This window comes from Streptomyces sp. NPDC048600 (genome assembly GCF_055587025.1).
Map to the genome: position 1 here is coordinate 1 of NZ_JBVJGZ010000067.1, position 2,855 is coordinate 2,855.

The 2,855-nt window shown below is 69.0% G+C and carries 2 protein-coding genes; both read left to right on the forward strand.

The window, feature by feature from the left end:
- A partial coding sequence (locus ACZ6SQ_RS38270) for a 2-oxoacid:acceptor oxidoreductase subunit alpha (RefSeq protein ID WP_469570651.1) occupies positions 1–1,821 on the forward strand: 1,821 nt, incomplete at its 5' end.
- Positions 1,814–2,855, forward strand: a 1,042-nt coding sequence (locus tag ACZ6SQ_RS38275) for a 2-oxoacid:ferredoxin oxidoreductase subunit beta (RefSeq protein ID WP_469570654.1), incomplete at its 3' end; no start/stop codon positions are given. The genes ACZ6SQ_RS38270 and ACZ6SQ_RS38275, both read left to right, overlap by 8 nt.

Below are 2,855 nucleotides of genomic sequence, written 5' to 3' on the forward strand. Positions count from 1 at the left end.
ATCCGGTTCGCGGGGGATTCGGGTGACGGTATGCAGCTCACCGGTGACCGTTTCACCTCGGAGACGGCGTCGTTCGGGAACGATCTGTCGACGCTGCCGAACTTTCCGGCCGAGATCCGTGCTCCTGCCGGCACGCTGCCGGGTGTCTCCTCGTTCCAGCTGCATTTCGCGGACCACGACATCCTGACGCCGGGGGACGCGCCGAACGTGCTGGTGGCGATGAACCCGGCCGCGCTGAGGGCGAACGTCGGCGATCTGCCGCGCGGCGCGGAGATCATCGTCAACACGGACGAGTTCACCAAACGGGCGATGCAGAAGGTCGGCTACGCCGCCAGCCCGCTGGAGGACGGCTCCCTGGACGGCTATCACCTGCATCCGGTCCCGCTGACGACGCTGACCGTCCAGGCGCTGAAGGACTTCGACCTGACCCGCAAGGAGGCCGAGCGCAGCAAGAACATGTTCGCGCTGGGTCTGCTGTCGTGGATGTACCACCGGCCCACGGAGGGCACGGAGAGGTTCCTGCGGGCGAAGTTCGCGAAGAGGCCGCAGATCGCGGAGGCGAACCTCACCGCGTTCAGGGCGGGCTGGAACTTCGGGGAGACGACGGAGGATTTCGCGGTCTCCTACGAGGTCGCGCCGGCCGCGAAGGCGTTCCCGGTCGGTACGTACCGCAACATCTCCGGGAACCTGGCGCTGTCCTACGGTCTGGTGGCGGCGTCGCGGCAGGCGGATCTGCCGCTGTTCCTGGGTTCGTACCCGATCACTCCGGCCTCGGACATCCTGCACGAGCTGAGCCGGCACAAGAACTTCGGTGTGCGCACGTTCCAGGCGGAGGACGAGATCGCGGGGATCGGTGCGGCGCTGGGTGCGGCGTTCGGCGGGTCGCTGGCGGTGACGACGACGTCGGGTCCGGGTGTGGCTTTGAAGTCGGAGACGATCGGGCTGGCGGTGTCGCTGGAGCTGCCGCTGCTGGTCGTCGACATCCAGCGCGGCGGGCCGTCGACGGGTCTGCCGACGAAGACGGAGCAGGCGGATCTGCTGCAGGCGATGTTCGGGCGTAACGGTGAGGCGCCGGTGCCGGTGATCGCCCCGTGCACGCCGGCGGACTGCTTCGACGCGGCGATCGAGGCGGCCCGGATCGCGGTCGAGTACCGCACCCCGGTGTTCCTGCTCTCCGACGGCTACCTGGCGAACGGTTCGGAGCCGTGGCGGATCCCGGAGGTGGAGGAGCTGCCGGATCTGCGGGTGCGGTTCGCGCAGGGCCCGAACCACACCCTGGAGGACGGCTCGGAGGTGTTCTGGCCCTACAAGCGGGACCCGCAGACCCTGGCCCGGCCGTGGGCGGTGCCGGGCACGCCGGGTCTGGAGCACCGGATCGGCGGGATCGAGAAGCAGGACGGCAGCGGGAACATCTCCTACGACCCGGCCAACCACGACTTCATGGTCCGCACCCGCCAGGCCAAGATCGACGGCATCGAGGTCCCGGACCTCCAGGTCGACGACCCGCACGGCGCGAGGACCCTCGTGCTGGGCTGGGGCTCCACCTACGGCCCGATCACCGCGGCCGTCAGACGGCTGCGCACCGCCGGGCAGGAGATCGCGCAGGCCCATCTGCGCCACCTCAACCCCTTCCCCCGCAACCTCGGCGAGGTCCTCGCCCGCTACGACCGCGTCGTCGTCCCCGAGATGAACCTCGGCCAGCTCGCCACGCTCATCAGGGCCAGATACCTGGTGGACGCGCACTCGTACAACCAGGTCAACGGCATGCCGTTCAAGGCCGAACAGCTCGCCAAGGCCCTGAAGGAGGCCATCGATGAGTGAGGCACTGAAGCTGGTCCCCAAGGCCGAGGCCAAGCAGTCCATGAAGGACTTCAAGTCCGATCAGGAGGTGCGCTGGTGCCCGGGCTGCGGCGACTACGCGATCCTCGCCGCCGTGCAGGGCTTCATGCCGGAGCTGGGCCTGGCCCGGGAGAACATCGTCTTCGTCTCCGGCATCGGCTGCTCCTCCCGCTTCCCGTACTACATGAACACCTACGGGATGCACTCCATCCACGGCCGCGCCCCCGCGATCGCGACCGGCCTGGCCGCCTCCCGCCAGGACCTCAGCGTGTGGGTCGTCACCGGTGACGGCGACGCGCTGTCCATCGGCGGCAACCACCTCATCCACGCCCTGCGCCGCAACGTCAACCTCAAGATCCTGCTGTTCAACAACCGGATCTACGGCCTCACCAAGGGCCAGTACTCCCCGACCTCCGAGGTCGGCAAGATCACCAAATCCACCCCGATGGGCTCCCTGGACGCCCCCTTCAACCCGGTGTCCCTCGCCCTCGGCGCGGAGGCATCCTTCGTCGCCCGCACCATCGACTCCGACCGCAAACACCTCACCGACGTGCTGCGGCAGGCCGCCGCCCACCCCGGCACCGCACTGATCGAGATCTACCAGAACTGCAACATCTTCAACGACGGCGCCTTCGACGCACTCAAGGACCGCGAATCCGCCGCCGACGCCCTGATCCGCCTCGAGCACGGACAGCCGGTCCGCTTCGGCACCGACCTCGCCAGCGGCGTCGTCCGCGACCCCGCCACCGGCGACCTGAAGGTCATCACGGTGACCCCGGAGAACGAGGCACAGGTCCTGGTCCACGACGCCCACGCCGCGTCCCCGACCACCGCGTTCGCCCTGTCCCGCCTCGCCGACCCCGACACCCTCCACCACACCCCCATCGGCGTCCTGCGCTCGGTCGAACGCCCTGTCTACGACACCCAGATGGCCGACCAGCTCGACACGGCCGTCGAACAGCACGGCAAGGGCGACCTCGCCGCACTGCTCACCGGCGGCGACACCTGGACCGTCG